Here is a 20,364-nt window from a genome sequence, read left to right as displayed (position 1 = left end):
GGATCGGCGCCGAGCCGCTTGCGGGCCTCGCTGACACCACTTCTCGCCAGCAGGTGGTCGGAAGCCAGGCCCTGGGCGCAGATATTCAGGCGCCTGGCCACTTCATGGACGGGCTCATCGCGGAATAGCGCCATGCCCAGTACCAGCCAGAGCACCTGATCGGCAGGCAGGCGCCGCCGCCGGATGGTGGCCTGCGAGGAAAGGTGCAGCGCGGATTCCACCCACTCGACCGGAATGTTCTGGGTGAAGGTGCTCAGATCGGAGAAGTTGAACAGGTCGCCCAAGTCGAGCAGATGCTGTTGGAAAGACATAAAAAATCCGATGCCAGAAGTCTGGCATCGGATTTTCAGGGAAAGCCCCGCTGAGGCTCAAATGCTTAAGTGAACAGCATTACGGCTTTAAGCCGGGGTTTGTGCTTCATGCAATGGGACATTAACCCGCCCATTTGGGACATCTAATGTGCCCCTAGACACTGGCTCAGACGTCCAGGTTCGACACCGCCAGGGCATTGCTTTCGATGAAGTCGCGGCGCGGTTCCACCGCATCGCCCATCAGCGTGTTGAACAGCTGGTCGGCGGCGATGGCGTCCTCGACAGTCACCTTGAGCATGCGGCGGACGTTCGGGTCCATGGTGGTTTCCCATAGCTGCTCAGGGTTCATCTCGCCGAGGCCCTTGTAGCGCTGGATGGTGTGGCGCTTGGTGCTCTCGTTCATCAGCCATTCCAGCGCTTCCTTGAAGCTGGAGACGGGCTTCTTGCGCTCGCCGCGCTGCACGTAGGCGCCTTCCTCGAGCAGGCTGTTGAGCTGCTCGCCCAGCGAGGTCACCGTGCGGTAGTCGTTGCTGGCGAAGAAGTCGCGGTTGAAGGAAACGTAGTTGGACAGGCCATGGGCGACCATCTCTACTTCCGGCAGCCACAGGTGGCGCTCGCGGTCTTCGCGCAGGCTGGCCTTGTAGGTCAGGCCGGACTTCTCCGAGCCCTTCAGGCGCGCCTGGAACTGCTCCAGCCATGCGCGCATCGCGGCCTCGTCACCCAACTGCTCCTCGCTGATGCGCGGCAGGTAGATGAAGTGTTCGGTGAGGTCCTGCGGATAGAGGCGCGACAGGCGGGCGAGGGTGCGCATGACGCCACGGTAGTCGTTGACCAGCTTCTCCAGCGCCTCGCCGGAGAGGCCCGGGGCGCTCTCGTTGACGTGCAGGCTGGCGTCCTCGAGGGCCGACTGGGTCATGTATTCCTCCATGGCCAGGTCGTCCTTGATGTACTGCTCCTGCTTGCCCCTCTTCACCTTGTACAGCGGCGGCTGGGCGATGTAGATGTAGCCGCGCTCGACCAGTTCCGGCAGTTGGCGGAAGAAGAAGGTCAGCAGCAGGGTACGGATGTGCGAACCGTCGACGTCGGCATCGGTCATGATGATGATGTTGTGGTAGCGCAGCTTGTCGATGTTGTACTCCTCGCGACCGATACCGCAGCCCAGCGCGGTGATCAGGGTGCCGACCTCCTGGGAGGAGAGCATCTTGTCGAAGCGCGCCTTCTCCACGTTGAGGATCTTGCCCTTCAGCGGGAGGATCGCCTGGGTCTTGCGGTTGCGGCCCTGCTTGGCCGAGCCACCCGCGGAGTCACCCTCCACTATGTACAGTTCGGAAAGGGCGGGGTCCTTCTCCTGGCAGTCGGCGAGCTTGCCGGGCAGGCCGGCGATGTCCAGCGCGCCCTTGCGACGGGTCATCTCGCGGGCCTTGCGCGCGGCCTCGCGGGCGCGGGCGGCGTCGATCATCTTGCCGACCACGGCCTTGGCTTCGTTGGGATTCTCCAGCAGGAAGTCGGCGAAGTACTTGCCCATTTCCTGCTCGACGGCGGTCTTCACCTCGGAGGAGACCAGCTTGTCCTTTGTCTGCGAGCTGAATTTCGGGTCCGGCACCTTCACCGAAATGATCGCGGTGAGGCCTTCGCGGGCGTCGTCGCCGGTGGTGGCGATCTTGTACTTCTTCGCCAGGCCTTCGGATTCGATGTAGTTGTTCAGGTGCCGGGTCAGCGCCGAGCGGAAGCCCGCCAGGTGGGTGCCGCCGTCACGCTGCGGAATATTGTTGGTGAAGCAGAGGATGTTCTCGTTGAAGCTGTCGTTCCACTGCAGGGCGACCTCCACGCCAACGCCGTCTTCCTCGCGCTGCATGTTGAAATGGAAGACCTGGTTCACCGGCGTCTTGTTGGTGTTCAGGTATTCGACGAAGGCGCGCAGGCCGCCCTCGTACTTGAACAGCTCTTCCTTGCCGGCACGCTCGTCCTTCAGCACGATGCCCACGCCGGAGTTCAGGAAGGACAGCTCGCGGATGCGCTTGGCGAGGATGTCCCAGCTGAAATGAATGTTGTGGAAGGTTTCCGGGGAAGGCTTGAAGTGAACTTCAGTGCCGGAGCCATCGGTATCGCCCACCGGACGCAGCGGGAACTGTGGAACACCGTGGTGATAGAGCTGTTCCCAGACCTTGCCTTCGCGGCGAATGGTCAGGCGCAACTCGTGGGAGAGGGCGTTCACTACCGAGACCCCCACGCCATGCAGGCCGCCGGAGACCTTGTAGCTGTTGTCATCGAACTTACCGCCGGCGTGCAGCACGGTCATGATGACTTCCGCCGCAGAAACCCCTTCTTCCTTGTGGATATCCACCGGAATGCCGCGGCCGTTGTCGCGTACGGTGATCGACTCATCGGTGTGAATGGTGATGCTGATTTCGCTGCAGAAACCCGCCAGCGCCTCGTCGATGGAGTTGTCCACCACCTCGAAGACCATGTGGTGCAGACCGGTACCGTCGTCCGTGTCGCCGATGTACATGCCCGGACGCTTGCGTACCGCGTCCAGTCCCTTCAGCACCTTGATGCTGGAAGAGTCGTACGTGTTGTTCTCGCTCATTCTTCACTCCCGATGGTAGTGTCCTGAGAGACTCGTCCCTGTTCCACGTGGAACAGCGACACCGGCGTATCCGTTCGCCAGCCGTCTTTCAATAATTGAGGGTCCACGCAGGTGATGAATACCTGGCAACCCAGATCCTCAAGCAGGCGGCACAAGGCGCGCCGATGCTTCTCGTCCAATTCCGAAGGCAGATCGTCCACCAGGTAGATGCAACGTCCGCGCTTGGCCTGATTGATCAGATGTCCCTGGGCGATGCGCAGCGCGCAAACCACCAGCTTCTGCTGGCCGCGGGACAGGATTTCGGCCGCGTTGTGTCCGCCCAGGCGAATCCGCAAATCGGCCCGCTGCGGCCCGGCCTGGGTATGCCCCATCTGCTGATCGCGTAGCAGGCTGCCGCTCAGCACCTCACTCAACGCGCGGTCCTTGTCCCAACCGCGGTAATAACTCAGAGTCAGCTCGTCCAGCTGGACGAGCTCTGCCAGTGTCTTCTCGAAAATCGGCTTGAGCGCCTGGATATAGGACCGTCGATAAGCGTCGATTTCATCGCTCGCATTGCACAATTCGCGGTCCCATGCGGCCTGCAAAGCACCGTCCAGTTTACCATGCCGGAGCCACGAGTTCCGCTGGCGCAGCGCCTGCTGCAGCCGCTGCCAGGCTGGCATGAAACGTTGTTCCACGTGGAACACTCCCCAGTCGAGGAACTGCCGACGCACCTTGGGCGCACCTTCGAGCAGGCGGAAGCTGTCCGGGTTGATCAGCTGCAGCGGCAGGATCTCGGCCAGCTGCGCGGTGCTGCGCGCATTCTGCCCGTCGATGCGGATCTGGAATTCGCCATTGCGCTCGCGGGAAATGCCAAGGTTGCTGGCGAAGCCATTCTCCAGCTGCACCTGGCCGAACACAGTGCAGGCCAGCTGCTCGTACTGGATCACCGGCTGCAGGCGCTGGCTGCGAAACGAACGCGCCAGCCCCAGCAAATAGATGGCTTCGAGCACGCTGGTCTTGCCGCTGCCGTTTTCGCCGTAGAGGATGTTGATGCGGGAGGAGGGGGAGAAGGTCACCGGGTGCAGGTTGCGCACCGCGGTGACCGAAACGCGGGTGAGGGACATTCAGGCGGCGTCAGAGACGCATCGGCATGACGACGTAGGCGGAGTCTTCGCTTTCAGCGTCCTGCAGCAGGGCGCTGCTGTTGGCATCGGAGAGGATCATGCGCACCTGCTCGGTGCCCATGACGCCGAGCACGTCGAGCAGGTAGCTGACGTTGAAGCCGATCTCCAGCGCGCTGCCGTTGTAGTCGACCTGGACTTCTTCCTCCGCTTCCTCCTGCTCCGGGTTGTTCGCCTGGATTTTCAGCAGGCCGTTGGACAGCTGCAGGCGGATGCCACGGTACTTCTCGTTCGACAGGATCGCGGTACGGCTGAATGCCTCGCGCAGCAGCTGCCGCTCGCCGATCACGATCTTGTCGCCGCCCTTCGGCACCACACGCTCGTAGTCCGGGAACTTGCCGTCGACCAGCTTGGAGGTGAAGGTGAATTCACCGGTGGTGGCGCGAATGTGATGCTGGCCGAGGACGATGCTGACTTCGCCGTCCTGCTCGGTGAGCAGGCGCGCCATTTCAAGAATGCCCTTGCGCGGCACGATCACCTGGTGGCGATCCTGCTGGCCCGGAACCGCGTTCTGCAGCGCGCACATGGCCAGACGGTGGCCGTCGGTGGCGACCGCGCGCAGGGTTTCGCCGCTGACTTCCAGCAGCATGCCGTTCAGGTAGTAGCGCACGTCCTGCTGGGCCATGGCGAAACTGGTGCGGTCGATCAGCCGGCGCAGCTTGCTCTGGCCGAGGCTGAAGGTCAGCGAACCCGGACCTTCCTCGACGGTGGGGAAGTCGTTCGCCGGCAGCGTCGACAGGGTGAAGCGGCTACGGCCGGCCTTGAGCAGGAGTTTCTGCTCGTCGATGCGGATGTCGATCAGCGCATCGCTCGGCAGACTCTTGCAGATGTCCATCAGCTTGCGCGCCGGCACGGTGATCTCGCCCGGTTCGGCAGGCTCTTCGAGAGCGACGCGGCCCACCAGTTCGACTTCGAGGTCGGTACCGGTCAGCGACAGCTGCTGGCCTTCGACGACCAGCAGGACGTTGGAAAGAACCGGCAGCGTCTGGCGGCGCTCCACGACGCCAGCGACCAGTTGCAGGGGTTTCAACAGAGCTTCGCGCTGAATAGTGAAATGCATGGTCTAGTCCCTTGCCTCGTGGGGCTGCGGTTTGGCCTCAGGTGGTCAGCGTACGCAGCAGGTTCTTGTAATCCTCGCGGATGTCCGCGTCGGATTCCTTCAATTCGGCGATCTTGCGGCAGGCGTGCAGCACGGTCGTGTGGTCGCGACCGCCGAAAGCAACGCCGATCTCCGGCAGACTGTGGTTGGTCAGTTCCTTGGACAACGCCATGGCGACCTGGCGCGGACGCGCCACCGAACGGGATCGCCGCTTCGACAGCAGGTCGGCGATCTTGATCTTGTAGTACTCGGCGACGGTGCGCTGGATGTTGTCGATGCTGACCAGCTTGTCCTGCAGGGCCAGCAGGTCCTTCAGCGACTCGCGGATCAGCTCGATGGTGATCGGTCGGCCCATGAAGTGGGAGTGGGCGATCACCCGCTTCAGCGCGCCTTCCAGCTCACGGACGTTGGAGCGGATGCGCTGGGCGATGAAGAACGCGGCGTCGTGCGGCAGTTCGATCTTCGCCTGCTCGGCCTTCTTCATCAGGATCGCCACGCGGGTTTCCAGCTCCGGCGGCTCCACCGCCACCGTCAGGCCCCAGCCGAAGCGCGACTTCAGGCGTTCTTCCAGGCCTTCGATTTCCTTCGGATAGCGGTCGCTGGTGAGGATCACCTGCTGGCCACCTTCGAGGAGCGCGTTGAAGGTGTGGAAAAACTCTTCCTGGGAGCGCTCCTTGCGGGCGAAGAACTGGATGTCGTCGATCAGCAACGCATCCACCGAGCGGTAGAAGCGCTTGAACTCGTTGATCGCGTTCAGCTGCAGCGCCTTGACCATGTCCGCGACGAAGCGCTCCGAATGCAGGTACACGACCTTGGCGTTCGGATTCTTCTTCAGCAGGTGGTTACCCACAGCATGCATCAGGTGAGTTTTCCCCAGGCCGACGCCGCCATACAGGAACAGCGGGTTGTAGCCGTGCTTGAGGTTGTCCGCCACCTGCCAGGCGGCGGCGCGCGCCAGCTGGTTGGACTTGCCCTCGACGAAGTTCTCGAAGGTGAAGGTGCGGTTCAGGTAGCTGGTGTGCTTGAGCGCGCCTTCCACCTGCACGGTGCGCTCGGTGCGCACGGCCGGAGCGGCAACCGGCATCGCCGCGGCGAGCGGATCGATGCTCGGGCTGGATTCGTCGAGGTCGGCGATCGGCTGCTGCATCGACAGCTGCATCTGCTGCACCTGGGCCGCCGCCTGCTGTGCAGGCAATTCGGCCTGGTAGGCCTCGGCCTTGGCGGCCCGCACCTCGGCCGGCGTCGGCTGGCGCTTGATGGTCGGCGTCGGTGGGCTTTGCGGGACCAGCGCCGGTCGCGGTGTACGGCTGCGGCGGCTGCCTATCAGTAAGGAGAGCGCCGGGATCTGTCCGTTACCCCGTTCGCCGAGCAGCTCGAGCATGCGGCCCATGTACTTCTCATTGACCCAGTCCAGCACGAAGCGGTTGGGCGCGTACACCCGCAGCTCCTCCCCCTCGGCTTCGACCTGCAAGGGGCGGATCCAGGTATTGAATTGTTGGGACGGCAGCTCGTCGCGGAGCAATTCCACGCACTGCTGCCAAAGTTCCACGGACACGGATATCCCCCAGATAAGGAAAGGCGTGGAGCGAAAAAATCAGTCGCCTATTGTAGCCCCGGGCGGAGGACTTATCCACACGAGAAGCGTGTCCGTCACCAAGCAAAATCAAGGCCTTAATGAAGCAGAATGTCGCAGGCGGAGCGATGACTGAGCTTTGTGGATAACGAATGTATCCCTGCCGGGATAACCCTGGGATCGAATCTGTGGAAAAATCACCTGTGGATAACATCGGCATTCACCCCCAGGCTGCCAACCGGAACGGCACATGCGCAGCACAGCCTGTGCGCAGGGTTTTGCCTTGCTGAAAAGCGCATGGATCAACGCCTGCACTGGGTTATCCACAGAATCCTGGCGAACCAGTTTCAATAAACATAACCAGCTTTCAAAGAAAATTTCCTTCCTTTCTTCTATTTCAATGCGACTTCACCGCGACTGCTGGTTGGAAATTGACCTGACTCAGGGATTTCACTAGAATCGCCGGTCTCTTTAAACGGGGTCACTACGACCTCAAGTCGTCAAAACCCAGGTACCAATCATGAAACGTACTTTCCAACCCAGCACCCTCAAGCGCGCTCGCGTACACGGTTTCCGCGCTCGCATGGCTACCAAGAACGGCCGTCAGGTCCTCTCTCGCCGTCGTGCCAAAGGCCGTAAGCGTCTGACCGTCTGATTTGCCCAGCACAGGTGGTGAGTCGGGACTTCGTCCGGGATAAGCGTCTACTGACCTCCCGGCAATTCACCGCAGTCTTCGACTCTCCCACCACCAAGGTTCCCGGCAAGCATGTCCTGCTGCTGGCGCGCGAAAACGGTCTCGATCATCCCCGCCTCGGCCTGGTGATCGGCAAGAAGAACGTCAAGCTCGCCGTCGAGCGCAACCGCCTCAAACGCATCATCCGCGAGTCCTTCCGCCACAACCAGGAATCCCTGGGAGGATTGGACATCGTGATCATCGCGCGCAGGGGCCTGGGCGACATGGAGAATCCCGAGTTGCACCTGCAGTTCGGCAAACTCTGGAAACGCCTGTTGCGCAACCGACCCCGCCCGGGAACCGAGGGCGAATCCCCGGGAGGGGCTGACAGTACCCATGCGTAAACTGGCGCTTCTGCTGATCCAGTTTTACCGTTACGCCATCAGTCCCATGATGGCCAGCCACTGTCGCTTCCACCCCAGCTGTTCCTGCTACGCGTATGAAGCCATCGAAAGCCATGGCTTCCTGCGCGGCGGCTGGCTGACCCTATGTCGACTGGGTCGCTGCCATCCCTGGCATCCCGGTGGCTACGATCCTGTGCCGCCTGCCAAATCCAAGCCCCGCCCTTCCTCGATGGCCGAGTAACCATGGACATTCAACGCTCGATCCTAATCGTCGCCCTGGCCGCCGTCTCCTACATGCTGGTTCTCCAGTGGAACAAGGATTACGGCCAGCCCGAACTGCCGGCGCAAACCGCTACGATCAGCAACAGCGCCCAGGGCCTGCCTGATACTTCGGTGCCTTCCGCTGCCAGTACCGATGTACCGACTGCGCAAAGCGCCACTTCCACCCTGCCGGCCGAACAGCCCGCAGCGGCCAGCAACCAGCTGATCCAGGTGAAGACCGACGTGCTCAGCCTGGCGATCGACCCGCGCGGTGGCGACATCGTGCAGCTGGGCCTGCTGCAGTACCCGCTGCGTCAGGATCGTCCGGACATCCCGTTCCCGCTGTTCGAGAACGACAAGCAGCGCACCTACCTTGGCCAGAGCGGCCTGACCGGCAGCGACGGTCCGGATGCCGCCAGCGAGGGGCGGCCGCTCTATACCAGCACCAAGACCAGCTATCAGCTTGCCGATGGCCAGGACCAGCTGGTCGTCGATCTGAACTTCAACCGCAACGGCGTCAACTACCTGAAGCGCTTCACCTTCCATCGCGGTCTGAAGGCTGACTGCAGCGAGAAGGAAAAGGCGCAGAAGAAGATCGAGTGCATCAATGCCAACGCCTACCAGGTGGATGTGCGCTATGTGATCGACAACCAGGGCGCCCAGGCCTGGAACGGCAATCTGTTCGCCCAGCTCAAGCGCGACGCCAGCGCGGATCCGTCCTCCACCACCGCCACCGGTGTTTCCACCTATCTCGGCGCCGCGGTATGGACCCCCGAGAAGCCCTACCTGAAAGTGTCCCCCAAGGACATGGACAAGGAGCAGTTCAAGGAAACCGTGCAGGGCGGCTGGGTCGCCTGGCTGCAGCACTACTTCGTGACCGCCTGGGTGCCGGCCAAGGGTGAAACCCACCAGGTCATGACCCGCAAGGACAGCCAGGGCAACTACATCGTCGGCTTCACCGGGCCGAACCTGAGCATCGCCCCCGGCGCCAAGGCCGAGACCGGCCTCACCCTCTACGCCGGTCCGAAGCTACAGAGCCACCTGAAGGAACTGTCGCCGGGCCTCGAGCTGACCGTCGACTACGGCTGGCTGTGGTTCATCGCCCAGCCGATCTTTTGGCTGCTGCAACATATCCACAGCCTGCTGGGCAACTGGGGCTGGTCGATCATCCTGCTCACCGTGATCATCAAGCTGGCCTTCTTCCCGCTGTCCGCCGCCAGCTACAAGTCGATGGCGCGCATGCGTGCCGTCTCGCCAAAGATGCAGCAGATCAAGGAACAGCACGGCGACGATCGCCAGAAGATGTCCCAGGCGATGATGGAGCTGTACAAGAAGGAGAAGATCAATCCGCTGGGCGGCTGCCTGCCGATCCTGGTGCAGATGCCGGTATTCCTCTCCCTCTACTGGGTACTGCTGGAAAGCGTCGAGCTGCGCCAGGCCCCGTGGCTGGGCTGGATCATCGACCTGTCGGTGAAGGACCCGTTCTTCATCCTGCCGATCATCATGGGCGGTACCATGCTGATCCAGCAGATGCTCAACCCGACTCCGCCGGACCCCATGCAGGCCAAGGTGATGAAGCTGATGCCGATCATGTTCACCTTCTTCTTCCTCTGGTTCCCGGCCGGTCTGGTGCTGTACTGGGTGGTCAACAACGTCTTGTCGATCGCACAGCAGTGGTACATTACCCGGCAGATCGAAGGGGCGGCGAAGAAGGCTTCGGCCTGATCGCCCAACCAGCCGAATGCAGAACGCCCCCTCGTGGGGCGTTTTGCTGTGCATAACTTTTTCCCAGGAAGCCGCCATGAACGCAGCCCGTGAAACCATCGCCGCCGTCGCCACCGCCCAGGGTCGTGGCGGCGTCGGCATCGTCCGCGTCTCCGGGCCGCGCGCCCGCATCATCGGCATCACCCTGAGTGGCCGCGAGCCGGCACCGCGACATGCGCATTACGGCCCCTTCCACGCCGACGACGGCGAGGTGATCGACGAGGGACTGCTGCTGTACTTCCCCGGCCCGAACTCCTTCACCGGCGAGGACGTGCTGGAGCTGCAGGGCCACGGCGGCCCGGTGGTGATGGACATGCTCCTGCAGCGCTGCCTGGAGCTCGGCGCCCGCCAGGCGCGCCCCGGCGAATTCAGCGAACGCGCCTTCCTCAACGACAAGCTCGACCTGGCCCAGGCCGAGGCCATCGCCGACCTGATCGAGGCCAGTTCCGCCCAGGCCGCGCGCAACGCCGTGCGCTCGCTGCAGGGCGAGTTCTCCCGGCGCGTCCATGGGCTGACGGAGAAGCTCATCCAGCTGCGCATCTACGTCGAGGCGGCCATCGATTTCCCCGAGGAGGAGATCGACTTCCTCGCCGATGGCCACGTCCTCGGCCAGCTCGACCAGGTACGCGATGAACTCGCCGGCGTGCTGCGCGAAGCCGGACAGGGCGCGCTGCTGCGCGACGGCATGACCGTGGTGATCGCCGGCCGGCCGAACGCGGGCAAATCCAGCCTGCTCAATGCCCTGGCCGGGCGCGAGGCAGCCATCGTCACCGATATCGCCGGCACCACCCGCGACGTGCTGCGCGAACATATCCACATCGACGGCATGCCGCTGCACGTGGTCGACACCGCCGGCCTGCGCAGCACCGAGGATCATGTGGAAAAAATCGGTGTGGAACGGGCGCTGAAAGCCATAGGCGAGGCGGATCGCGTGCTGCTCGTTGTGGATAACACAGCGCCGGAAGCGGCCGATCCCTTCGCCCTCTGGCCGGAATTCCTCGACGAGCGCCCCTCCCCGGCGCGAGTCACGCTGATCCGCAACAAGGCCGATCTATCCACAAGCCCGATCGGTATCGAGCAGAGCGCCGACGGCCACGTCACCCTGACGCTTTCCGCGCGTTCCGGCGACGGCCTGGATCTGTTGCGAGAACATCTGAAGGCCTGCATGGGCTTCGAGCAGACCGCGGAAAGCAGCTTCAGCGCCCGCCGCCGCCATCTGGAAGCGCTGCGCAAGGCCGGTGAATGCCTCGAACACGGCCGCAGCCAACTGACCCTGAGCGGGGCAGGGGAGCTGCTGGCCGAGGATCTGCGCATGGCCCAGCAGGCCCTGGGCGAGATCACTGGCGCCTTCTCTTCGGATGATCTGCTTGGGCGGATTTTCTCCAGCTTCTGCATCGGCAAGTGATCCTGCCGCTCTTTCCACAGGGCGGATAAACCCTGTGGAAAAACTCCGTACAGCTCAGTAGATAAACTCTTCACCAGGCACTGTATAACTCCGCCTGTGCATAACGGCTCTTTCCATCCACAAGCAGTGCACGGGCAATTCCCCGCCTGTGGACATCTTCGGCACAGGGTTATGCTTCTCCGAAAAGCCCGGGATTACTGGCTCACAGTGGCTTATCCACAAAAGATGTCCACATTAAGAATAATCACAAGCTCTAAAAAGAATAAAAATTTCCTTTCTCTATTCTTATGTAAGAGCCGGTTGACCACCTGGCTACTTTTTGGCCAGGCGCCTTCAATCGGTCGGCGTAAGTCCCTATACTGTGCGGCTGTCCAATTTCTCCTACTCAACAGGCATCGAGGTGCGTGGTGGATTTCCCTTCCCGTTTTGACGTGATCGTGATCGGCGGTGGCCATGCCGGCACTGAAGCTGCGCTCGCAGCTGCACGCATGGGCGTGAAGACCCTGCTGCTCACCCACAATGTCGAAACCCTCGGCCAGATGAGCTGCAACCCTGCCATCGGCGGTATCGGCAAGAGCCACCTGGTGAAGGAAATCGACGCCCTCGGCGGCGCCATGGCGCACGCCACCGACAAGGGCGGCATCCAGTTCCGCATTCTCAACAGCCGCAAGGGCCCCGCCGTGCGGGCAACCCGCGCGCAGGCCGACCGCATCCTCTACAAGGCCGCCATCCGCGAGATCCTCGAGAACCAGCCGAACCTGTGGATATTCCAGCAGGCCTGCGATGACCTGATCGTCGAGCAGGATCAGGTGCGCGGCGTGGTCACCCAGATGGGCCTGAAATTCCACGCGGACAACGTGGTGCTGACTGCCGGCACCTTCCTCGGCGGACTTATCCACATCGGTCTGGAAAACTATTCCGGCGGCCGCGCCGGTGATCCGCCGGCCATCGCCCTGGCCAGGCGCCTGCGCGAGCTGCCGCTGCGTGTCGGTCGCCTGAAGACCGGCACTCCGCCGCGTATCGACGGCCGTACTGTGGATTTCTCGGTGATGACCGAGCAGCCGGGCGATACCCCGACGCCGGTGATGTCCTTCCTCGGTTCGCAGGACGAGCATCCGCGCCAGGTCAGCTGCTGGATCACCCACACCAACGCGCGCACCCACGAGATCATCGCCTCCAACCTCGACCGCTCGCCGATGTACTCCGGCGTCATCGAGGGCATCGGCCCGCGCTACTGCCCGTCGATCGAAGACAAGATCCACCGCTTCGCCGACAAGGACAGCCATCAGGTCTTCCTCGAACCGGAAGGTCTGACCACCCATGAGCTGTACCCCAACGGCATCTCCACTTCGCTGCCGTTCGACGTGCAGCTGGAGATCGTGCGTTCCATCCGCGGCATGGAGAACGCCCACATCGTGCGCCCGGGCTACGCCATCGAGTACGACTACTTCGATCCGCGCGACCTCAAGTACAGCCTGGAGACCAAGATCATCGGCGGCCTGTTCTTCGCCGGGCAGATCAACGGCACCACCGGCTACGAAGAGGCCGGCGCCCAGGGCCTGCTCGCCGGCACCAACGCCGCGCTGCGTGCGCAGGGCCGCGACAGCTGGTGCCCACGCCGCGACGAGGCGTACATCGGCGTGCTGGTCGACGACCTGATCACCCTCGGCACCCAGGAGCCGTACCGCATGTTCACCTCGCGCGCCGAGTACCGGCTGATCCTCCGCGAGGACAACGCCGACCTGCGCCTGACCGAGAAGGGCCGCGAGCTGGGCCTGGTCGACGACCAGCGCTGGGCCGCCTTCGAGGCCAAGCGCGAAGGCATCGAGCGTGAGGAACAGCGTCTGCGCAGCACCTGGGTACGACCGAACACCGAGCAGGGCGATGCCATCGCCGCGCACTTCGGCACGCCGCTGGCCCACGAGTACAACCTGCTCAACCTGCTCAGCCGCCCGGAAATCGATTACGCCAGCCTCGCCGAAATCACCGGCGGCGGCGCCGAGGACCCGCAGGTCGCCGAACAGGTGGAGATCCGCACCAAGTACGCCGGCTACATCGACCGCCAGCAGGAAGAGATCGAACGCCTGCGCGCCAGCGAGAACACCCGCCTGCCTGTGGATATCGATTACGCGGCGATTTCCGGCCTGTCCAAGGAAATCCAGCACAAGCTGGACAACGCCCGTCCGGAAACCCTGGGACAGGCCGGTCGCATCCCCGGCGTCACCCCGGCGGCGATCTCGCTGCTGCTGATCCACCTGAAGAAACGTTCCACCGGTCGCCAGCTGGAGCAGAGCGCCTGATGTCCCTGGTCAATCAACGCCACGCCGACGAACTCGCACGTGGCGCCGAGACCCTCGGTCTCAGCCTCGACGAAAACACCCGCCAACGCCTTCTCGACTATCTCGCCCTGCTGGCGAAATGGAACAAGGCCTACAACCTGACCGCGGTGCGCGATGTCGACGAGATGGTTTCGCGCCACCTGCTCGACAGCCTGAGCATCGTCCCGCATTTCCAGGCCGCCGGTGGCGAGCGCTGGCTCGACGTCGGCAGCGGCGGCGGGATGCCGGGCATTCCGCTGGCCATCCTGTTTCCAGAGAAGCGCCTGACCCTGCTCGACAGCAACGGCAAGAAGACGCGCTTCCTCACCCAGGTGAAGCTCGAGCTCCGACTGGACAACCTGGAAGTTATCCACAGCCGGGTGGAAGCATTCCAGCCGGCACAAGCATTCAACGGCATCGTCTCCCGGGCTTTCAGCAGCCTGGAAGACTTCTGCAACTGGACCCGTCATCTCGGCGACGGCGAAACGCGCTGGCTGGCGATGAAAGGCGTGCGTCCCGAAGACGAGCTGGCGGCACTTCCGGAAGATTTCCGCGTCGAAGCCGAACATGCCCTGACGGTGCCGGGTTGCCAAGGCCAGCGCCATCTGCTGATACTGCGCCGCACGGCATGACGGGGAGTGGGGGGAACCATGGCTAAGGTATTCGCGATCGCCAACCAGAAGGGTGGCGTCGGCAAGACCACTACCTGCATCAATCTCGCGGCTTCGCTGGTGGCAACCAGGCGCCGCGTGCTGCTGATCGACCTCGATCCACAGGGCAACGCCACCACCGGCAGCGGTGTGGATAAGTTGGCCCTGGAACATTCCATCTACGACGTGCTCACCGGCGAATGCAGCCTGGTCGATGCCATGCAGTTCTCCGAGCACGGCGGCTACCAGCTGCTGCCGGCCAACCGCGACCTCACCGCGGCGGAAGTGGTCCTGCTCGAGATGGAGATGAAGGAGCACCGCCTGCGCCAGGCGCTGGCGCCGATCCGCGAGAACTACGACTACATCCTGATCGACTGCCCGCCGTCGCTGTCGATGCTGACGGTCAACGCGTTGTCCGCCTCCGATGGCGTGATCATCCCCATGCAGTGCGAGTACTACGCGCTGGAAGGCCTGACCGACCTGATGAACAGCATCCAGCGCATCGGCGAGCGGCTCAACCCCGAGCTGAAGATCGAGGGCCTGCTGCGCACCATGTACGATCCGCGCATCAGCCTGACCAACGACGTCAGCTCGCAGCTGCAGGAACACTTCGGCGACAAGCTCTACACCACCGTGATCCCGCGCAACGTGCGACTGGCCGAGGCGCCCAGCTTCGGCATGCCGGCGCTGGTCTACGACAAGAACTCCCGCGGCGCGCAGGCCTACCTGGCCCTGGCCGGCGAACTGGCGCGCCGCCAGCGCGCTTCGCGCCGCGCCGCTACCGCATGACGAACTAAGGAACCCGCATGGCCCTGAAGAAACGAGGTCTCGGACGCGGGCTGGACGCCCTGCTCAGTGGCTCCAGCGCAGCCGCCCTGCAGGAAGAAGCCGTGCAGGCCGATACCCGCGAACTCCAGCATCTGCCGGTCGAGCTGATCCAGCGCGGCCGCTACCAGCCGCGCCGCGACATGGACCCGCAAGCGCTCGAGGAGCTGGCCAGCTCGATCAGGGCCCAGGGGGTCATGCAGCCCATCGTCGTGCGCCCCATCGACAAGGGACGCTACGAGATCATCGCCGGCGAACGCCGCTGGCGGGCCAGCCAGCAGGCCGGCCTGGAGACGATCCCGGCCATGGTCCGCGAGGTGCCCGACGAGGCGGCCATCGCCATGGCGCTGATCGAGAACATCCAGCGCGAGGACCTCAACCCCATCGAGGAAGCCAATGCACTGCAGCGGCTGCAGGACGAGTTCCAGCTGACCCAGCAGCAGGTGGCCGACGCGGTAGGCAAGTCGCGCGCGTCCATCGCCAACCTCCTGCGCCTGATCGCCCTGCCGGAAGAAGTGAAGACGCTGCTGTCCCATGGCGATCTGGAAATGGGCCATGCCCGTGCATTGCTGGGTTTGCCGGCGGAAAGGCAGGTCGAAGGTGCGCGACATGTTGTCGCACGAGGCCTCACCGTACGGCAGACCGAGGCCCTGGTGCGGCACTGGCTGAATGTGGGTGAAGAACCTGTCAAAGCGGTCAGGAGCGACCCCGACATCAGCCGCCTGGAACAGCGCCTGGCTGAGCGCCTGGGCGCTCCCGTGCAGATTCGTCATGGCCAGAAGGGCAAGGGACAACTGGTGATCCGCTACAACTCCCTGGACGAGTTGCAAGGGGTCCTGGCCCACATTCGCTGATACAAAGCCGTCTGTAGCGGTAGTCGGAAATCACTACCGAGCGGTTGAACGGGTATCTTTCGCCACCTATACTCTGCGCGCAATTTTGTCGGCACAAAGTATGCCAAGTTATTGATTGTTAAGCCGACACCAGAGGACTGTGAGCTCAGATGGAATCCCGCACGCCGAACCGCCTGCCGTTCCATCGCATACCGGCTTTTCGCCTGTTGCTCGTCCAACTGGTGGTGCTGCTGATCGGGGCAGCCGTCCTGTGGTTCGCCCGGGGATCGGTCGCAGGCTACTCGGGGTTGCTCGGGGGCCTGATCGCGTGGCTGCCGAATGTTTATTTCGCCCGCAAGGCTTTTCGTTACAGCGGCGCACGTTCGGCACAACTGATCGTTCGCTCCTTTTATGCCGGTGAAGCCGGAAAACTGATTCTGACGGCAGTGCTCTTCGCACTGGTGTTTGTAGGGGTGCCGCAACTAGAGCCTAAAGCTCTGTTCGGGATTTACTTGCTGGCTCTGTTAGTCAGCTGGTGTGCACCCCTGTTAATGAAAAACGCATTTACAAGACCTTAGAGCGATTGAGGCAAACATGGCAGCAGAAAGCGCTTCGGGTTACATCCAGCACCACTTGCAGAACCTGACCTTCGGTCGTCTGCCTACTGGTGATTGGGGGTTCGCCCACACAGCCGAGCAAGCCAAGGAAATGGGCTTCTGGGCATTCCACGTCGATACCCTAGGCTGGTCCGTATTCCTCGGCCTGGTATTCATCTTCCTCTTCCGCTCGGCGGCCAAGAAGGCCACCAGCGGGCAGCCGGGCGGCCTGCAGAACTTCGTCGAAGTGATGATCGAGTTCGTCGACGGCAGCGTGAAGGACACCTTCCACGGGCGTAATCCGCTGATCGCGCCGCTGGCCCTGACCATCTTCGTCTGGATCTTCCTGATGAACCTGATGGACCTGGTGCCGGTCGACTTCCTGCCGATGCTGGCGGCCAAGATCACCGGCAACGAGCACCTGTTCTTCCGCGTGGTTTCCACCACCGACCCGAACGCCACCTTCGGCATGGCCATCTCGGTGTTCGCCCTGATCATCTTCTACAGCATCAAGGTCAAGGGTATCGGCGGCTTCCTCGGCGAACTGACCCTGCACCCGTTCCACAGCAGCAACATGGCGGTCCAGATCATTCTGATCCCGGTGAATTTCCTGCTGGAATTCGTGACCCTGATCGCCAAGCCGGTGTCTCTTGCACTGCGTCTCTTCGGCAACATGTACGCCGGCGAGCTGATCTTCATCCTGATCGCCGTGATGTTCGGCAGCGGTCTGCTGTGGCTGGGCGGCATGGGTGTGGTGCTGAACTGGGCGTGGGCCGTGTTCCACATCCTGATCATCACCCTGCAGGCGTTCATCTTCATGATGCTGACCATCGTCTACCTGTCGATGGCGCACGAAGACAGCCACTGATCCAAAGGTTCTGATGAACTCCCGCTTCGCGGCGGGAGTTGCCGAACGGCGGGAGGGAAATTCCCCCTCCCCTGAAAGAAAGTTTCACTTAACTTGCTTCAACCTTTAACCAACACGACACAAAGTCGGGAGGAAAAATGGAAACTGTAGTTGGACTCACTGCTATTGCCGTTGCTCTGCTGATTGGCCTGGGTGCCCTGGGTACCGCTATCGGCTTCGGTCTGCTGGGCGGCAAGTTCCTGGAAGGCGCTGCTCGCCAGCCGGAAATGGTTCCGATGCTGCAGGTGAAAATGTTCATCGTCGCCGGTCTGCTCGATGCCGTGACCATGATCGGTGTTGGTATCGCACTGTTCTTCACCTTCGCGAACCCGTTCATTGCTCAGGTAGCACAGTAATTCCCGGCTACCGGGAATTCGACTGACAACGAACGAGCGAGGTGTTGGCGTGAACATTAATGCAACTCTGATCGGCCAGGCCATTGCGTTCGCCATCTTCGTCATCTTCTGCATGAAGTTCGTATGGCCTCCGGTCATCGCGGCTCTGCAGGAGCGTCAGAAGAAGATCGCTGATGGCCTGGACGCTGCCAACCGTGCGGCTCGTGATCTGGAGCTGGCCCATGAGAAAGTGGCCCAGCAACTGCGCGAAGCCAAGACCCAGGCAGCTGAAATCGTCGAGCAGGCGAAAAAGAGCGCTAACCAGATCGTCGATGAAGCTCGCGAGCAGGCCCGTGTCGAAGGCGAACGCCTGAAGGCCCAGGCCCAGGCGCAGATCGAACAGGAAATCAACAGCGTCAAGGACGCCCTGCGTGCCCAAGTGGGTGCCCTGGCTGTCACCGGCGCCGAGAAGATCCTGGGCGCTTCGATCGACGCCAACGCGCACCAGCAGCTGGTTGACCGGCTGGCCGCCGAGATTTAAGCGAGGGCGATATGGCAGAACTGACCACGTTGGCTCGTCCTTACGCGAAGGCCGCTTTCGAGTACGCGCATGCCCACCAGCAACTGGCCGACTGGTCCGTTGCCCTGGGCGTGCTGGCCGCAGTGTCGCAGGACGACACCGTGCGCCAGCTGCTGAAAGAGCCTTCGCTGACCGCGAAGAGCAAGGCTGACAGCCTGATCGACGTATGTGGCGACAAGCTCAATGCTCCGGCCCAGAACTTCGTCCGAACTGTGGCTGAAAACAAACGGCTCGACCTGCTGCCGGCCATCGCTGAGATGTACGAGCAGTTGAAGGCAGAGCAGGAAAAGCTGGTCGAGGTCGAGGTCATCAGTGCCTTCACCTTGAGCCAGGAACAGCAGGACAAACTCGCCAAGGCTCTCAGCGCCCGGCTCAGTCGCGAAGTGCGGCTTAATGCGTCGGAAGACGCGAGCCTGATCGGCGGCGTGGTGATCCGCGCCGGTGACTTGGTAATCGATGGCTCGGTTAGCGGCAAGCTCGCGAAACTGGCCGAAGCGTTGAAATCTTGAGTTTGAAGGGGCAGCGGCATGCAGCAACTCAATCCTTCCGAAATTAGTGAAATCATCAAGGGGCGCATCGAGAAGCTCGATGTCGCCTCGCAAGCGCGTAACGAAGGCACCATCGTCAGCGTGTCCGACGGCATCGTGCGCATCTTCGGTCTGGCCGACGTCATGTACGGCGAGATGATCGAATTCCCGGGCGGCGTCTACGGCATGGCGCTGAACCTGGAGCAGGACTCCGTCGGCGCCGTGGTTCTGGGTGAATACCAGGACCTGAAAGAAGGCATGAACGCCAAGTGCACCGGCCGCATCCTGGAAGTACCGGTCGGTCCGGAACTGCTGGGCCGCGTGGTCGATGCCCTGGGCAACCCGATCGACGGCAAGGGCCCGATCGGCGCCAAGCTGACCGACGCGATCGAGAAGGTCGCTCCGGGCGTGATCTGGCGTAAGTCGGTAGACCAGCCGGTACAGACCGGCTACAAGTCCGTCGACGCGATGATCCCGATCGGCCGCGGCCAGCGCGAGCTGATCATCGGCGACCGTCAGATCGGCAAGACCGCCCTGGCTGTCGACGCCATCATCAACCAGAAAGACAGCGGCATTAAGTGCATCTACGTGGCGATCGGTCAGAAGCAATCGACCATCGCCAACGTCGTGCGCAAGCTGGAAGAGAACGGCGCCCTGGCCAACACCATCGTGGTCGTCGCCAGTGCTTCCGAATCGGCTGCCCTGCAATACCTGGCTCCGTACTCCGGCTGCACCATGGGCGAATACTTCCGCGACCGCGGCGAAGACGCCCTGATCATCTACGATGACCTGTCCAAGCAGGCCGTGGCCTACCGCCAGATCTCCCTGCTGCTGCGCCGTCCGCCGGGCCGCGAAGCCTACCCGGGCGACGTGTTCTATCTCCACAGCCGTCTGCTGGAGCGCGCTTCCCGCGTTTCCGAAGAGTACGTCGAGAAGTTCACCAATGGCGAAGTGAAAGGCAAGACCGGTTCCCTGACCGCCCTGCCGATCATCGAAACCCAGGCCGGCGACGTTTCCGCGTTTGTTCCGACCAACGTGATCTCCATCACCGACGGTCAGATCTTCCTGGAAACCTCGATGTTCAACTCGGGTATCCGTCCGGCGGTCAACGCCGGTATCTCGGTATCCCGCGTGGGTGGTGCGGCCCAGACCAAGATCGTCAAGAAGCTGTCCGGCGGCATTCGTACCGCCCTGGCCCAGTACCGCGAGCTGGCGGCCTTCGCCCAATTCGCTTCCGACCTGGACGAAGCCACTCGCAAGCAGCTGGACCATGGTCAGCGCGTAACCGAGCTGATGAAGCAGAAGCAGTACGCGCCGATGTCCATCGCCGACATGTCCCTGTCGCTGTATGCAGCTGAACGTGGCTACCTGAGTGATGTGGAAGTCGCCAAGGTTGGTGATTTCGAGCAGGCCCTGATCGCCTACTTCAACCGTGAGAACGCCGCTCTGATGGCGAAGATCAACGAGAAGGGCGACTTCAACGACGAAATCGACGCTGGCATCAAGGCTGGCATCGAGAAGTTCAAGGCCACCCAAACCTGGTAAGCCGCAGC

The 20,364-nt window shown here is 62.5% G+C and carries 19 protein-coding genes and 1 pseudogene; 15 read left to right on the top strand and 5 right to left on the bottom strand.

Features of this window, described 5'->3' with window-relative positions; translation table 11 throughout:
* From BLR75_RS18845 to dnaA, 5 genes and pseudogenes are all read right to left on the bottom strand, one after another.
* Positions 1-311 (bottom strand): transposase domain-containing protein (locus BLR75_RS18845; RefSeq protein WP_175469376.1); only part of this gene is annotated, 311 nt, incomplete at its 3' end.
* A gap of 166 nt (positions 312-477) precedes the next feature.
* Entirely contained in the window at positions 478-2,898 is a 2,421-nt protein-coding gene (gyrB, locus tag BLR75_RS18840; protein WP_084311941.1) for a DNA topoisomerase (ATP-hydrolyzing) subunit B, read from the bottom strand.
* 3 nt (positions 2,899-2,901) lie between these two features.
* Positions 2,902-4,004, bottom strand: a pseudogene (recF, locus tag BLR75_RS18835) (DNA replication/repair protein RecF).
* 10 nt (positions 4,005-4,014) lie between these two features.
* Positions 4,015-5,121 carry a DNA polymerase III subunit beta gene (gene dnaN, locus BLR75_RS18830; protein WP_084311943.1) on the bottom strand — a complete coding sequence of 369 codons (1,107 nt, stop codon included), beginning with the start codon at positions 5,119-5,121 and terminating at the stop codon, positions 4,015-4,017.
* A 37-nt stretch (positions 5,122-5,158) separates the two neighbouring features.
* A complete protein-coding gene (gene dnaA / locus BLR75_RS18825; RefSeq protein ID WP_084311944.1) occupies positions 5,159-6,715 on the bottom strand; it encodes a chromosomal replication initiator protein DnaA in 1,557 nt (518 codons plus the stop codon).
* A 538-nt stretch (positions 6,716-7,253) separates the two neighbouring features.
* Here dnaA and rpmH point away from each other — a divergent pair.
* From rpmH to atpA, 15 genes are all read left to right on the top strand, one after another.
* A complete protein-coding gene (gene rpmH / locus BLR75_RS18820) occupies positions 7,254-7,388 on the top strand; it encodes a 50S ribosomal protein L34 (protein ID WP_003100258.1) in 135 nt (44 codons plus the stop codon).
* A 14-nt stretch (positions 7,389-7,402) separates the two neighbouring features.
* Positions 7,403-7,810, top strand: a complete 408-nt coding sequence (gene rnpA / locus BLR75_RS18815; protein WP_084311945.1) for a ribonuclease P protein component — start codon at positions 7,403-7,405, stop codon at positions 7,808-7,810.
* A complete protein-coding gene (yidD, locus tag BLR75_RS18810; protein ID WP_084311946.1) occupies positions 7,803-8,051 on the top strand; it encodes a membrane protein insertion efficiency factor YidD in 249 nt (82 codons plus the stop codon). Before rnpA ends, yidD begins: the two co-directional genes overlap by 8 nt.
* A 2-nt stretch (positions 8,052-8,053) precedes the next feature.
* Entirely contained in the window at positions 8,054-9,796 is a 1,743-nt protein-coding gene (yidC, locus tag BLR75_RS18805; protein ID WP_084311947.1) for a membrane protein insertase YidC, read from the top strand.
* A 76-nt stretch (positions 9,797-9,872) separates the two neighbouring features.
* Entirely contained in the window at positions 9,873-11,240 is a 1,368-nt protein-coding gene (mnmE, locus tag BLR75_RS18800) for a tRNA uridine-5-carboxymethylaminomethyl(34) synthesis GTPase MnmE (RefSeq protein ID WP_084311948.1), read from the top strand.
* A gap of 407 nt (positions 11,241-11,647) precedes the next feature.
* Complete coding sequence (gene mnmG, locus BLR75_RS18795; RefSeq protein WP_084311949.1) at positions 11,648-13,540, top strand: tRNA uridine-5-carboxymethylaminomethyl(34) synthesis enzyme MnmG; 1,893 nt, start codon at positions 11,648-11,650, stop codon at positions 13,538-13,540.
* Positions 13,540-14,190 carry a 16S rRNA (guanine(527)-N(7))-methyltransferase RsmG gene (gene rsmG, locus BLR75_RS18790; RefSeq protein ID WP_084311950.1) on the top strand — a complete coding sequence of 217 codons (651 nt, stop codon included), beginning with the start codon at positions 13,540-13,542 and terminating at the stop codon, positions 14,188-14,190. Before mnmG ends, rsmG begins: the two co-directional genes overlap by 1 nt.
* An 18-nt stretch (positions 14,191-14,208) precedes the next feature.
* The gene (locus BLR75_RS18785; protein ID WP_084311951.1) at positions 14,209-14,997 is read left to right on the top strand and encodes a ParA family protein; all 789 of its coding nucleotides are present in this window, start codon (positions 14,209-14,211) and stop codon (positions 14,995-14,997) included.
* A 17-nt stretch (positions 14,998-15,014) separates the two neighbouring features.
* Positions 15,015-15,887: a ParB/RepB/Spo0J family partition protein gene (locus BLR75_RS18780; RefSeq protein WP_084311952.1), complete on the top strand. Its 873-nt coding sequence runs from the start codon at positions 15,015-15,017 to the stop codon at positions 15,885-15,887.
* A gap of 149 nt (positions 15,888-16,036) precedes the next feature.
* The gene (locus BLR75_RS18775; RefSeq protein WP_084311953.1) at positions 16,037-16,444 is read left to right on the top strand and encodes a F0F1 ATP synthase subunit I; all 408 of its coding nucleotides are present in this window, start codon (positions 16,037-16,039) and stop codon (positions 16,442-16,444) included.
* A gap of 16 nt (positions 16,445-16,460) precedes the next feature.
* Positions 16,461-17,330 carry a F0F1 ATP synthase subunit A gene (gene atpB, locus BLR75_RS18770; protein ID WP_084311954.1) on the top strand — a complete coding sequence of 290 codons (870 nt, stop codon included), beginning with the start codon at positions 16,461-16,463 and terminating at the stop codon, positions 17,328-17,330.
* A 137-nt stretch (positions 17,331-17,467) separates the two neighbouring features.
* Positions 17,468-17,725, top strand: coding sequence for a F0F1 ATP synthase subunit C (gene atpE / locus BLR75_RS18765; RefSeq protein WP_003457994.1), 258 nt, complete (start codon positions 17,468-17,470; stop codon positions 17,723-17,725).
* Positions 17,726-17,774: 49 nt separating this feature from the next.
* Positions 17,775-18,245 (top strand): F0F1 ATP synthase subunit B, encoded by a 471-nt coding sequence (locus BLR75_RS18760; RefSeq protein ID WP_084311955.1) that lies wholly within the window; start codon positions 17,775-17,777, stop codon positions 18,243-18,245.
* 11 nt (positions 18,246-18,256) lie between these two features.
* Positions 18,257-18,793, top strand: a complete 537-nt coding sequence (locus BLR75_RS18755) for a F0F1 ATP synthase subunit delta (protein WP_084311956.1) — start codon at positions 18,257-18,259, stop codon at positions 18,791-18,793.
* Between the two features lie 18 nt (positions 18,794-18,811).
* Positions 18,812-20,356, top strand: coding sequence for a F0F1 ATP synthase subunit alpha (gene atpA / locus BLR75_RS18750; RefSeq protein ID WP_084311957.1), 1,545 nt, complete (start codon positions 18,812-18,814; stop codon positions 20,354-20,356).
* Positions 20,357-20,364 lie beyond the last annotated feature (8 nt).

Origin of the sequence: Pseudomonas jinjuensis (assembly GCF_900103845.1) — a bacterium.
Taxonomy (GTDB): Bacteria; Pseudomonadota; Gammaproteobacteria; order Pseudomonadales; family Pseudomonadaceae; genus Pseudomonas; species Pseudomonas jinjuensis.
This window is presented reverse-complemented; position numbering and strand designations above follow the sequence as displayed.

Coding starts and splice junctions, on each gene's coding strand:
- gyrB (WP_084311941.1), bottom strand. CDS start 2,898: ATGAGCGAGAACAACACGTACGACTCTTCCAGCATCAAGGTGCTGAAG.
- dnaN (WP_084311943.1), bottom strand. CDS start 5,121: ATGCATTTCACTATTCAGCGCGAAGCTCTGTTGAAACCCCTGCAACTG.
- rpmH (WP_003100258.1), top strand. CDS start 7,254: ATGAAACGTACTTTCCAACCCAGCACCCTCAAGCGCGCTCGCGTACAC.
- yidD (WP_084311946.1), top strand. CDS start 7,803: ATGCGTAAACTGGCGCTTCTGCTGATCCAGTTTTACCGTTACGCCATC.
- yidC (WP_084311947.1), top strand. CDS start 8,054: ATGGACATTCAACGCTCGATCCTAATCGTCGCCCTGGCCGCCGTCTCC.
- mnmE (WP_084311948.1), top strand. CDS start 9,873: ATGAACGCAGCCCGTGAAACCATCGCCGCCGTCGCCACCGCCCAGGGT.
- rsmG (WP_084311950.1), top strand. CDS start 13,540: ATGTCCCTGGTCAATCAACGCCACGCCGACGAACTCGCACGTGGCGCC.
- BLR75_RS18785 (WP_084311951.1), top strand. CDS start 14,209: ATGGCTAAGGTATTCGCGATCGCCAACCAGAAGGGTGGCGTCGGCAAG.
- BLR75_RS18780 (WP_084311952.1), top strand. CDS start 15,015: ATGGCCCTGAAGAAACGAGGTCTCGGACGCGGGCTGGACGCCCTGCTC.
- BLR75_RS18775 (WP_084311953.1), top strand. CDS start 16,037: ATGGAATCCCGCACGCCGAACCGCCTGCCGTTCCATCGCATACCGGCT.
- atpB (WP_084311954.1), top strand. CDS start 16,461: ATGGCAGCAGAAAGCGCTTCGGGTTACATCCAGCACCACTTGCAGAAC.
- atpE (WP_003457994.1), top strand. CDS start 17,468: ATGGAAACTGTAGTTGGACTCACTGCTATTGCCGTTGCTCTGCTGATT.
- BLR75_RS18755 (WP_084311956.1), top strand. CDS start 18,257: ATGGCAGAACTGACCACGTTGGCTCGTCCTTACGCGAAGGCCGCTTTC.
- atpA (WP_084311957.1), top strand. CDS start 18,812: ATGCAGCAACTCAATCCTTCCGAAATTAGTGAAATCATCAAGGGGCGC.